This window comes from Streptomyces sp. NPDC088354, from assembly GCF_044753585.1.
Taxonomy (GTDB): Bacteria; Actinomycetota; Actinomycetes; order Streptomycetales; family Streptomycetaceae; genus Actinacidiphila.
Genome location: NZ_JBIVNJ010000056.1, coordinates 20,979 through 32,554 on the forward strand (window position 1 = coordinate 20,979; position 11,576 = coordinate 32,554).

The 11,576-nt window shown below is 72.5% G+C and carries 11 protein-coding genes; 9 read left to right on the forward strand and 2 right to left on the reverse strand.

Features of this window, described 5'->3' with window-relative positions; all coding sequences use genetic code 11:
- Positions 1 to 87: 87 nt before the first annotated feature.
- The gene (locus ACIP98_RS38705; RefSeq protein ID WP_319661609.1) at positions 88 to 546 is read right to left on the reverse strand and encodes a metallopeptidase family protein; all 459 of its coding nucleotides are present in this window, start codon (positions 544 to 546) and stop codon (positions 88 to 90) included.
- Positions 547 to 896: 350 nt separating this feature from the next.
- Between ACIP98_RS38705 and ACIP98_RS38710 the strand changes: the two genes are divergently transcribed.
- From ACIP98_RS38710 to ACIP98_RS38745, 8 genes are all read left to right on the forward strand, one after another.
- Positions 897 to 1,271 (forward strand): DUF3499 domain-containing protein, encoded by a 375-nt coding sequence (locus tag ACIP98_RS38710; protein ID WP_319661608.1) that lies wholly within the window; start codon positions 897 to 899, stop codon positions 1,269 to 1,271.
- 126 nt (positions 1,272 to 1,397) lie between these two features.
- A complete protein-coding gene (locus ACIP98_RS38715; protein ID WP_401981114.1) occupies positions 1,398 to 2,756 on the forward strand; it encodes a phosphomannomutase/phosphoglucomutase in 1,359 nt (452 codons plus the stop codon).
- Between the two features lie 258 nt (positions 2,757 to 3,014).
- Positions 3,015 to 3,194 carry a Trm112 family protein gene (locus ACIP98_RS38720; RefSeq protein ID WP_319661606.1) on the forward strand — a complete coding sequence of 60 codons (180 nt, stop codon included), beginning with the start codon at positions 3,015 to 3,017 and terminating at the stop codon, positions 3,192 to 3,194.
- Between the two features lie 39 nt (positions 3,195 to 3,233).
- Entirely contained in the window at positions 3,234 to 4,385 is a 1,152-nt protein-coding gene (locus ACIP98_RS38725; protein WP_319661605.1) for an SIS domain-containing protein, read from the forward strand.
- A gap of 4 nt (positions 4,386 to 4,389) precedes the next feature.
- On the forward strand, positions 4,390 to 5,604 hold the full coding sequence (gene manA / locus ACIP98_RS38730) for a mannose-6-phosphate isomerase, class I (protein ID WP_401981116.1): 1,215 nt from the start codon (positions 4,390 to 4,392) through the stop codon (positions 5,602 to 5,604).
- A 96-nt stretch (positions 5,605 to 5,700) separates the two neighbouring features.
- The gene (locus tag ACIP98_RS38735) at positions 5,701 to 6,654 is read left to right on the forward strand and encodes a cation diffusion facilitator family transporter (RefSeq protein ID WP_319661603.1); all 954 of its coding nucleotides are present in this window, start codon (positions 5,701 to 5,703) and stop codon (positions 6,652 to 6,654) included.
- Positions 6,655 to 6,892: 238 nt separating this feature from the next.
- Positions 6,893 to 8,344 carry an adenosylhomocysteinase gene (gene ahcY / locus ACIP98_RS38740; RefSeq protein WP_319661602.1) on the forward strand — a complete coding sequence of 484 codons (1,452 nt, stop codon included), beginning with the start codon at positions 6,893 to 6,895 and terminating at the stop codon, positions 8,342 to 8,344.
- 120 nt (positions 8,345 to 8,464) lie between these two features.
- Positions 8,465 to 9,088, forward strand: coding sequence for a hypothetical protein (locus ACIP98_RS38745; protein ID WP_319661601.1), 624 nt, complete (start codon positions 8,465 to 8,467; stop codon positions 9,086 to 9,088).
- A 4-nt stretch (positions 9,089 to 9,092) separates the two neighbouring features.
- On the opposite strand, the gene ACIP98_RS38750 is transcribed toward ACIP98_RS38745, so the two are convergent.
- A complete protein-coding gene (locus ACIP98_RS38750) occupies positions 9,093 to 10,133 on the reverse strand; it encodes an RDD family protein (protein ID WP_401981119.1) in 1,041 nt (346 codons plus the stop codon).
- 96 nt (positions 10,134 to 10,229) lie between these two features.
- Between ACIP98_RS38750 and ACIP98_RS38755 the strand changes: the two genes are divergently transcribed.
- Entirely contained in the window at positions 10,230 to 11,237 is a 1,008-nt protein-coding gene (locus tag ACIP98_RS38755) for a stage II sporulation protein M (RefSeq protein WP_401981121.1), read from the forward strand.
- The last annotated feature ends 339 nt before the right edge of the window (positions 11,238 to 11,576 follow it).

Genomic DNA, 11,576 nt, shown 5'->3' on the forward strand with positions numbered 1-11,576 from the left:
CCGATGACTCGGGCCCGGGGCGCAGACTGCGCCCCGGGCCCGAGTCATCGGCGGGGAAGCCCTCCGAGGACCTGCCTGCCCCGCGCGCTATCCCTCGCCGTAGCGGGGGTCGACGTTCTCCGGGGAGAGCCCCAGCAGCTCGGCCACCTGCTCCACGACCACGTCGTGCACCAGCAGCGCGCGCTCCTCGCGGGTCTTGGCCCGGATCTCCACCGGCCGCCGGTACACCACGATCCGGTGCGGGGTGCCCTTGCGCCCACCGAGCAGCCGCCCGAGCGGCACCCCGTCCTCGGACGCCCCGGCCCCGCCGGCCGCCTCGTCGTCGGCCCCGCCGGGCGGCCACGGCACCTCCTGCACGGCGAACTCCACCTCCGACAGTTGGGGCCACCTGCGCTCCAGACGGTCGGCCGCGTCCCGTACGAGGTCGTCGAAGGCGTCGGCGCGGCTGAGCGCCAGCGGCACCTGCGGTGGCGCGATGGGGCCGCGCATGCCACGTCCGTGTCGGTCGCGGCGGCGCTGGCGGGGTGCGGGCGAAGGGGTGTCCATCACCTCTGAGAGTAGCCGCCGGGAGCCCCGGGTATGCGGGCCCGTGACCGGTGCCATCACCACGGGGTACGAGGACCGGACATCCGGCGCGATGTCGCAGAATGTACGGTCGCGCGCTGGTGTCGTCCTCACAATTCCCCAACCGTGACTGCTCGGCTGCCGTCAATTGACGCCATTTGGCAGGTTTGGTGACGGCTGTCATCGTCGGTCGGGTCGCGCATTTCCGGCCCTTCGCAGGTCAGGGGCGTGGGTCGCAGGTCGGGCCATCCCGGCGAACCGGGACGACACGACGGAGTGGTGTCCCGGGGAGTCGTCGCGGCCCGCTCAAGAGTGCGGTACCGTCCAACGTCGTGAGCCCTGTACGTCGCTGTTCGCGCACCGCGTGTGGCCGTCCCGCCGTCGCGACGCTGACGTACGTCTACGCGGACTCGACCGCGGTACTCGGCCCCCTCGCGACCTACGCCGAACCCCACTGCTACGACCTGTGCTCCGAGCACTCCGAGCGCCTCACCGCCCCGCGCGGCTGGGAGGTCGTGCGCCTCGCCACCGACACCGGCCCCAGCCGCCCCAGCGGTGACGACCTCGAGGCGCTCGCCAACGCCGTGCGCGAGGCCGCCCGCCCCCCGGAGCGCGACGGCGGCAAGCCGGCCGGCGGCCGGGGCGGCGACCCGATGGAGATCGCCCGGCGCGGCCACCTGCGCGTCCTGCGCTCGCCCGACTCCTGACCCGGTCCACCCCCGTCCGGGAGCGGATCCACCGTGATGGGTACTCCTCGTCCGGATGTTCAGGTATGCCCGGTAGGTTTGGTCCGCAGTCCATGACCGGCAACCGGACAGAGTGGAGCACATGCGGTGACCGACCTCTCCCAGCTCGTGAAGGCGTACGACGTCCGTGGAGTCGTCCCCGACCAATGGGGCGAGCCGCTCGCCGAACTCTTCGGCGCGGCCTTCGTCACCGTGACCGGAGCCGACGCGATCGTCACCGGCCACGACATGCGGCCCTCCTCGCCCGGCCTGTCCCGGGCCTTCGCCCGCGGCGCCGCCTCCCGCGGCGCGTCGGTCACCGAGATCGGGCTCTGCTCGACCGACCAGCTCTACTTCGCCAGCGGCAAGCTCGGCCTGCCCGGCGCGATGTTCACCGCCAGCCACAACCCCGCCCGGTACAACGGCATCAAGATGTGCCGCGCGGGCGCCGCGCCGGTCGGCCAGGAGACCGGTCTCGCCGAGATCCGCGAACTCGTCGAGCAGTGGTCCGAGACCGGCCTGCCGGCGAGCGACGCCACCCCCGGCGGGATCACCCGGCAGGACCTGCTGAGCGACTACGCCACGCACCTGCGCACCCTCGTCGACCTCACCGCGATCCGGCCGCTGAAGGTCGTCGTGGACGCCGGCAACGGCATGGGCGGCCACACCGTCCCGACCGTCTTCGACGGGCTGCCCCTCGACCTCGTCCCGATGTACTTCGAGCTCGACGGCACCTTCCCCAACCACGAGGCGAACCCGCTCGACCCGAAGAACATCGTCGACCTGCAGGAGAAGGTCCGGGAGACCGGCGCCGACATCGGCATCGCCTTCGACGGCGACGCCGACCGCTGCTTCGTCGTGGACGAGCGCGGCGAGCCCGTCCCGCCCTCCGCGATCACCGCCCTGGTCGCCGCGCGCGAGCTGGCCAAGCACCCCGGCTCCGCCGTCATCCACAACCTGATCACCTCGTGGTCCGTGCCCGAGGTCGTCAAGGAGCACGGCGGCACCCCCGTGCGGACCCGCGTCGGCCACTCCTTCATCAAGCAGGAAATGGCCCGCACCGGCGCCGTGTTCGGCGGCGAGCACTCCGCGCACTACTACTTCCGGGACTTCTGGAACGCCGACACGGGCATGCTCGCCGCCCTCCACGTCCTCGCCGCCCTCGGCGGCCAGGACGGAACGCTGTCCGCGCTCGTCGCCGAGTACGACCGGTACGCCGCCTCCGGCGAGATCAACACCGCCGTCGACGACCAGGCCGGCCGCACCGCCGCCGTCCGCGCGGCCTACGCCGACCGCCCGGGCGTCACGATCGACGAACTGGACGGCCTCACCGTCACCTCCGGCGACTGGTGGTTCAACCTTCGCCCGTCCAACACCGAGCCGCTGCTGCGCCTCAACGTCGAGGCCCGCACCGCCGACCTCGTCGCCGAGGTCCGCGACGAGGTGCTGGCCATCGTCCGCGCCTGAGGCGCCGGGCGCCCGGCGCCCCGCGCGTCCGCGCGTTCCCGGCGCCCCGACGGGGGCCGGGAATGCGCGCACCCCGAGCGGGACGTGATCCCCACGCCGCCAACGCCCCGGCGATACGCTGAAACGGCCAACCGGCCCGACGGCCGGGAAGCGCCCCGCACGGACTGCACCGCATCGCAACGCACCGCATCGCTTTGCACCCGCACGGCCCGCCCGCCCGGACACCACGGGCACCGACCCGAAGGAAGTCGCGACACCATGCCGCTCGTCGAAGCCAGCCTCCTGGAAATCCTCGCCTGCCCCGCCTGCCACGCCCCCCTGCGCGAGGACGTCGACGCCCGCGAACTCGCCTGCACCTCCGGCGACTGCGGCCTGGCCTACCCCGTCCGCGACGACATCCCCGTCCTGCTGGTCGACGAGGCCCGCCGCCCGGCGTAACCCCGCACCGACACACCAGGACCGGGAGGTCACGCCACGATGCTCGACGAGACGCTGCTCGACGACCCCGAGGGCCTCGCCCGCGCCGACACCCGGGGCCTGCTCCTGGGCGTCGCCGCCGCCGGGGCCCGCGTGCGCACCGCCGCCCGGCTGGCGCAGGAGGCCGGCATAGGGGAACTGAAGCCGGACGGCCGCCCCCGCAGCGTCCTCGTCGCGGGCCCCGGCGCGGCCACCGCCGCCACCGTCGCCGAACTCCTGGCGGCCCTCGGCAGCGGCAGCGCCCCCGTCCTGCCGCTGCGCCCCACCGGCCCGGCCCCGTACGACCTGCACTGGACCCTGCCCGGCTGGGCCGGACCGCTCGACCTGCTGCTCATCGCCAGTCCCATGGGCACCGAAGCCGGCCTGGCCGACCTCATCGAGCAGGCCTACCGCCGCGGCTGCACCGCCGCCGCCGTCGTGCCCGACGGGTCGCCCATCGCCGAGGCCATCGCCCAAGTACGCGGCCTGGTCCTCCCGTACGCCGCCGCCCCCGAGCCCGGTGCGTCCGACGCCGCCGACCCCGACGAGGACCTGGGCGCCTTCTGGGCCCTGCTCACCCCGCTGCTCGCCCTCGGCGACCGGATCGGGCTGCTGCCCGCACCCGCCGACGCCATCGAGAGCGTCGCCGACCGCCTCGACGAGGTCGCCGCCCGCTGCGGCCCCGCCATCGCCACCTACAGCAACCCCGCCAAGGCACTCGCCTCCGAACTCGCCGAGTCCCTGCCGGTGCTGTGGAGCGAGGGCCCCGTGTCCGCCGTCGCCGCCCGGCGCTTCGCCGCGACCATCGCCTCCCGCGCCGGACGCCCCGCCCTGCACGGCGAGCTCCCCGAGGCCGTCGACACCCACGGAGCGCTGCTCGCCGGCGCGCTCGCCGGCGCCCTGGACCCCGACGACTTCTTCCGCGACCGCGTCGAGGAGCCCGAGGACCTGCGCCTGCGCGTCGTCCTCCTGCACCGCCCCGGCAACGGCGACCAGGCCCCCGCCAGCAGCTCCGCCGCCGTGGCGCGGGAGTTCACCACCACCCACGACACCCCGCTCAGCGAACTCGCCGCCGCCCCCGACAGCACCCCGCTGGAAGCCGCCGTCGAACTCCTCGCCGTCACGGATTTCGCCTCCGTTTACCTTGCCGTCACCTCCGCTGGGAGATCATGAGCCCATGGACCGGCTGACCAACACCATTCGCCCGTACGCGTGGGGCTCCACGACCGCCATCCCGGAGCTCCTGGGCACCAGCCCCACAGGCGAGCCGCAGGCCGAGATGTGGATGGGCGCCCACCCCGGCGCCCCCTCACGCGTCGACCGCGGCAGCGGACCGGTCCCGCTCGACCAGGTCATCGCCGCCGACCCGCGCGCCGAACTGGGCCCCGCGGCCGTCGAGCGCTTCGGCCCCCGGCTGCCGTTCCTGCTCAAGGTGCTGGCCGCCGGTTCGCCGCTGTCCCTGCAGGTCCACCCCGACCTCGCACAGGCCGCCGCCGGCTTCGCCGACGAGGAGGCCCGCGGCATCCCCGTGGACGCCCCGCACCGCAACTACAAGGACGCCAACCACAAGCCGGAGATGATCGTCGCGCTCACGCCCTTCGAGGGCCTGTGCGGCTTCCGGCACCCCCAGGAGACCGCCGACCTCCTCTCCGGACTCGGCGTCGACTCCCTCAAGCCCTACGTCGACATCCTGCACGCGCACCCCGAGGCCGCCGCCCTGCGCGAAGTCCTCACCGCCGTGCTCGGCGCCGAGCGGCACGCGATGGCCGGCACCGTCAACGAGGCCGCCGAGGCAGCCGCCCGCCGCGCCGCCGAGGGCGGCCCGCACGCCGACGCCTACGCCGCGTACGCGTCCATCGCCCACACCTACCCGGGCGACCCCGGCGTCATCGCCGCCATGCTGCTCAACCACATACGCCTCCAGCCCGGCGAGGCCCTCTTCCTCGGCGCCGGCATCCCGCACGCCTACCTCAGCGGCCTCGGCGTCGAGATCATGGCCAACTCCGACAACGTCCTGCGCTGCGGCCTCACCCCCAAGCACGTCGACGTCCCCGAGCTTTTGCGCATCGTCCGCTTCGAGTCGGCCGACCCCGGCGTCCTGCGCCCCGAGGCCTCCCCGAACGGCGAGGAGCTCTACACCACCCCCATCGAGGAGTTCCGGCTCTCCCGCTACGCCCTCGCCGCCGGCGGCGCCCCGCGCGCGCTCGACGACAGCACCGCGCAGATCCTGCTCTGCACCGAAGGCACGGCCACCGTCCGCGCCGCCGGCACCGCCGGCGAGCCGCAGCGGGAACTCGCCCTGGCCCCCGGCCAGTCCGCCTACGTACCCGCGGGCGAACAGGTCCAACTCCTCGGCGAGGGAACGGTCTTCCGTGCCACCGTGGTGGCCTGACGCACCCACGCAATCGCGGCCTGCAAGAATGTCCCGCCGTAGCGCCGTAAAGACCGGGCAAAGACCGGTGGCCGACGGAAGGGATACCCAGCACCTATGAGCGCGTCAGGCGGAACCAAGGCGATCGTCGCCGCATTGGGGGCCAACCTTGCCATCGCGGTGAGCAAGTTCGTGGCGTTCGCCTTCAGCGGCTCGTCCTCCATGCTCGCCGAAGGCGTCCACTCGGTCGCCGACTCGGGCAACCAGGCGCTGCTCCTGCTGGGCGGCAAGAAGGCCAAGAAGGCCGCCACCGAGGAACACCCCTTCGGCTACGGGCGTGAGCGGTACATCTACGGATTCCTCGTCTCTATCGTCCTGTTCACCATCGGTGGCGTCTTCGCTCTGTACGAGGGCTACGAGAAGGTCCAGCACCCGCACGAGATCGAGCACTGGTACTGGCCCATCGGTGTCCTCCTCTTCGCGATCGTGGCCGAGGGCTTCTCCTTCCGCACCGCCATCCAGGAGTCCAACGAACTGCGCGGCCGGCAGAGCTGGGCTCAGTTCATCCGCACCGCCAAGGCCCCCGAACTGCCCGTCGTCCTGCTGGAGGACTTCGGCGCCCTCGTCGGCCTCGTGCTCGCCCTCGCGGGCGTCGGCGTGTCCCTGCTCACCGGCAACGGCGTCTGGGACGGCGTCGGCACCCTCTGCATCGGCGCCCTGCTCGTCGTCATCGCCCTCGTCCTCGCCTCGGAGACCAAGTCGCTGCTGCTCGGCGAATCCGCCGGCCCGGAGACCGTCACCCGCATCCGCGAGGCCATCGTCGACGGCGACACCGTCACCGGCGTGATCCACATGCGCACTCTCCACCTCGGCCCCGACGAACTCCTCGTCGCCGCCAAGATCGCCGTCCAGCACGACGACACGGCCACCGAGGTCGCCCGCGCCATCGACGCCGCCGAGGCCCGCATCCGCGTGGCCGTCCCCATCGCCCGGGTGATCTACCTGGAACCCGACATCTACCGTGAGCAGAAGGCGGCCCCCGAGGCGCCGGCCGCCCCGGAAACGGCCTGATCCCTCCACGCCACCTCCACCGAGGGCCCGGTCCCGGTCGGGCACTCGGTGTAGATTCGTGGGTAGCCAGACGTCGCTGCTGATGGCGGTCGGGCGGTCCGCACACCGGACCGTCCGAGGGAGAGAGGGCCTCCGACGGGCTGAGCTGCGGTCGAGGGAGACGTATGTCCGCATGCCTCCCACGCCCCGCAGCGGAAAAGCCGATGTCCGCTCTCGAACCACCCCACGAGGAGACTGCATGTCCCCCGTCAACAACGACTTCAAGGTCGCCGACCTCTCGCTGGCCGAGTTCGGCCGCAAGGAGATCACCCTCGCCGAGCACGAGATGCCCGGCCTGATGGCGATCCGCGCGGAGTACGCCGCCACCCAGCCCCTCGCCGGCGCCCGCATCACCGGCTCCCTGCACATGACCGTGCAGACCGCCGTCCTCATCGAGACCCTGGCCGCCCTCGGGGCGCAGGTGCGCTGGGCCTCCTGCAACATCTTCTCCACGCAGGACCACGCCGCCGCGGCCATCGCCGTCGGCCCCGACGGCACCCCCGACAACCCCCGGGGCATCCCGGTCTTCGCCTGGAAGGGCGAGACCCTCTCCGAGTACTGGTGGTGCACCGAGCAGGCGCTCACCTGGGCCGACGCCCCCACCGGCGGCCCGAACATGATCCTGGACGACGGCGGCGACGCCACCCTCCTGGTCCACAAGGGCGTCGAGTTCGAGAAGGCCGGCGCGGCGCCGGACCCCGCGACCGCCGACAGCGACGAGTACCGCGAGATCCTCACGCTGCTCAACCGCACCCTCGGCGAGAACCCGCAGAAGTGGACCCAGCTCGCCTCCGAGATCCGCGGTGTCACCGAGGAGACCACCACCGGCGTCCACCGCCTGTACGAGATGCAGCGCGACGGCACCCTGCTCTTCCCGGCGATCAACGTGAACGACGCCGTCACCAAGTCGAAGTTCGACAACAAGTACGGCTGCCGCCACTCCCTCATCGACGGCATCAACCGCGCCACCGACGTCCTCATCGGCGGCAAGGTGGCCGTCGTCTGCGGCTACGGCGACGTCGGCAAGGGCTGCGCCGAGTCCCTCCGCGGCCAGGGCGCCCGCGTCATCGTCACCGAGATCGACCCCATCAACGCCCTCCAGGCCGCGATGGACGGCTACCAGGTCACCGTGCTCGAGGACGTCGTCGAGACCGCCGACATCTTCGTCACCACCACCGGCAACCGCGACATCATCCTCGCCGAGCACATGCAGCGCATGAAGCACCAGGCGATCGTCGGCAACATCGGCCACTTCGACAACGAGATCGACATGGCCGGCCTCGCCAAGATCCCCGGCATCGTCAAGGACGAGGTCAAGCCGCAGGTGCACACCTGGACCTTCCCCGACGGCCGGGTCCTCATCGTGCTGTCCGAAGGCCGCCTGCTGAACCTGGGCAACGCCACCGGTCACCCCTCGTTCGTGATGTCCAACTCCTTCTCGGACCAGACCCTGGCCCAGATCGAGCTGTTCACCAAGCCCGAGGAGTACCCGATCGGCGTCTACGTCCTGCCCAAGCAGCTCGACGAGAAGGTCGCCCGGCTCCACCTCGACGCCCTCGGGGTCAAGCTCACCACCCTGCGCCCCGAGCAGGCCTCCTACATCGGCGTCCCGGTGGAGGGCCCGTACAAGCCGGACCACTACCGCTACTGAGGCCACCGCCGACGCCGCGAACACCGCGGCGCCCCGGCACCACCTCAGCCGGCCCGCAGGCCCCCGCCCCCGGCGGGGGCCTGCCCCGTACCACCGGCACCGCCCCCGTAAGGTCGATCCATGCCCCGAGGCCGCTACTCCTTCCACGACACGCACGACCACACCCCCCTCGGCGAAGAACACTTCCACTGCGCCACCGGCCCCTCCGGCTGGCGTTACACCGCGCAGACCACGCACGCCGACGGCAGCCACGCGGGCTCCATCGACCTCACCGTCGACGAACTCGGCCGCCCCATCCGCCTGGAACTCAACGCCGCGAGCTGGCAGGTCCGCGGCGCCGCCCTCGAAGGCGTCACCTGGGTACGCACCGACCCCTCCGGCGAACACGCCCAGGAGGGAAACGTCCGGGCACACGCCTTCAGCGGCGTATCCCCTGCCTTCTACATCGCGACGGCGCGCCTGCTGCGCCTGCGTCCCGGCGCCCCGGCCACCCGCGTCCGACTCGTCGCATTCCAGCCCCCCGTGCTCGCTCCCCGTACCCTCGACCAGTCGTGGGCCTTGGTGAAGAGCGAAGCACACCCCACTGACAACGGACCCCTGACCGTGGACGAATACCAGGTCAGCGCCCTCGACACCGGCGAGCAGCACACCGTGCACATCGCCGGCGACGTCGTCCTCGCGGCCCCCGGCATCGAACTCGAGGACCTCGCATCACCCCCGTCGCAATTCCCCGCGACGGACTGACCGTTCAGGCCGGCGGCGCGAACCCGCTCGACTGCCCGGTGGACGGTGGGACCGGCAGAACGGGCGGAGCGGGCGGAACGGGAGAGGCGGCAGGGGCCGGGGGAGCGGAGGGAGGAACAGGGCGGACAGGGGAACCCGGCGAACCTGCCGCCGGCGTCAACGGCACCGCCGCCACTTCTTCCCCGGGCGCCCCCCAGCCCTGCGCCGGAGGACCCGCGTGCGCGAACCCCGCCGCGCCGAAGACCCTCCGCGCCTCCCGCGCCTGCCGTTCGCCCACCACCGCCGCCAGATAGGCCACCGCGGGCGTCCCCTGCGGCACCGGCGTCCCCGTGCACGCCGCCACGTCCGCCGCCAGCCGCCCCGCCATCGACCACCCCACCTGCGGATCCAACTGGTGCATCCGCGCCAGGTACTGCCGCACCGCAAGCCACAGCCCCTCGGGCACCGCCGAGAGATCCGCACCGGCCACCCGATCCGCCAGCCACGGCGGCGCGGGCGGCATCGCCTGCGGGGCCCGCAGCACCGGGATCCGCTCCCGCACCACCAGCGTCCCCGCGAACACGTCCCCGACCCGCCGCCCCCGTGCCGAGACCAGCGAGGCGACACAGGCGATCACCCCGAGGAACGCCTGGATCTCGACCACTCCCACCGCCCCCCGCACCAGCGCGTGCCGGAACCGGATCGGCCCGCCGTCGTCCCGGACCACCCGCAGCCCGCACGCCAGCTTCCCCAGCGAACGGCCACGCGACAGCGTCTCCACCGCGATCGGCACCCCGAACAGCACGAGCACCAGCGACGCCACGTACACCGCGGCCAGCGCGGCATCGTCCAGCGACGACGTCGCCGCGAGCAGCCCCAGCGAGACGACCATGTACCCGCCGAAATAGACGACGGCATCCAGCGCCGCCGCCAGCGCCCGGCTCGGCAGCCGCGCCGGCTGCAGCCCCAACTCCACTGCCTCGCCTGTCACCAGGCGGCCGGCAGCCCCCGCTTCGTAAGGCGCGCCGCCGCCCGCCGCACCGCTCCTACCGATCGCACCGCTCATACGGGCACCCTCCTCGACCCCCACCCCGGAACCCGGCCCGACCAGTCTGCCCCGTCTGCCAAGCTGGGACCTCCCGGCCAGCCAGGAGCAGCGACCATGGACCTCGACGTCTTCGCAGCCGCCCACCGCCACGAGTGGGACCGGCTGGACGCCCTGCTGCACCGCGGCCGGCGCCTCACCGGCGAAGAGGCCGACGAACTCGTCACCCTCTACCAACGGGCCGCCACCCATCTCTCCCTCGTCCAGTCCAGCGCACCCGACCCCGCGCTCGTCGGACGCCTCACGACCCTCGTCGCCCGGGCCCGCAGCGCCGTCACCGGCGCCCGCACTCCCGGCTGGCGCGACGCGGCCCACTTCTTCACGGCGGCCTTCCCCGCCGCCGTCTACCGATCGCGGCACTGGTGGGTGCCCACCGCCCTGCTCTCCACGGCACTTGCCGCGCTCATCGGCTGGTGGGTCGCCACGCACCCGCACGTCCAGGCCGCCATCGCGGCTCCCGACGAACTGCGGACCCTCACCCGGCCCGGCGGCGAGTACGAGTCCTACTACTCCAGCCACCCCGCCGCCTCCTTCGCGGCCCAGGTCTGGACGAACAACGCCATGGCCGCCGGCTGGTGCCTGGTCCTCGGAGTGTTCCTCGGGCTCCCCGTGCTGTACGTCCTCTTCCAGAACGTGCTCAACCTGGGTGTCGGCCTGGGCCTCATGGGCTCCGCCGGCCGACTCGACACCTTCCTCGGCCTGCTCCTCCCGCACGGACTCCTCGAACTCACCGCCGTGTTCGTCGCCGCCGGCACGGGTCTGCGCCTCGGCTGGACCGTCATCGACCCCGGCCCGCGCCCCCGTCGGACCGCGCTCGCCGAAGAAGGACGCGCCGCCATCGGCATGGCCATCGGGCTGGCCGTCGTGCTCCTCGTATCGGGCGTGATCGAAGCCTTCGTGACCCCCTCCGGCCTCCCCACCTGGGCCCGCATCGCCATCGGCGTCGCCGCGGAGCTGGCTTTCCTCACCTACGTCTACGTGCCAGGACGCCGTGCCGCCCGCGCCGGTGAGACCGGTGATCTCGAGCGCCTCGACCGCAGCGATGTCCTCCCCACGGCAGCATGACCCGTATGGCGCACAGCATGGATGTGCATCCGGCCTTCCTGACCTGCTAGTCTCCTCTTCGCCCCAAGAAACCTGTTGACACGGGTGGACTGGGGAGGTAGATTCGAGAAGTTGCCACGAACTGGACAGGTTCGAGGCCAGCGGCTAGAATCTAGACCGCTTCGAAGATTATCGATCGCAGCGAAATCTCCCAGGATGAAAATCCCGAGTGTTTTTCGTGCGTCGCTATTCGAAAAGCAAATCCCCCCGCCGGCGGGAATCGGGCCCGAAAGAGTCTGATAAGCTGGTGACAACGAAGGGAAAGCCCGGAGGGGCCGGTGAAACGGTCTCGAAGGAAGC